We start from the raw sequence: 273 nt of genomic DNA on the forward strand, positions 1-273 counted from the left end.
TGCGAACCGGTGGCCACGTCGCTCCAGTTCCCGATCCACCTCGTCCAGCAGCACATTGGCCAGCAGCGGCGACAGCGGCCCGCCTTGCGGCGTACCTTCGTGACGCTCCGTGACCACTCCGCCATCCATGATTCCGGCTACAAGGTAGTAACGAATCAGCCGCAGCACGGCCTTGTCGTCGATCCGCCTCGATAACCGCTCCATCAGGATGTCGTGATTGACCCGATCGAAGAATTTCTCCAGATCCACATCGACCACTACCCGGTAGCCGTC

The 273-nt window shown here is 61.2% G+C and carries 1 protein-coding gene; it reads right to left on the reverse strand.

What is annotated here, in order from left to right; genetic code table 11:
• A partial coding sequence (locus tag ACV229_RS40910) for a reverse transcriptase domain-containing protein (protein WP_448088708.1) occupies positions 1-273 on the reverse strand: 273 nt, incomplete at both ends.

The sequence above is a fragment of the Burkholderia sp. MR1-5-21 genome, from assembly GCF_053427715.1.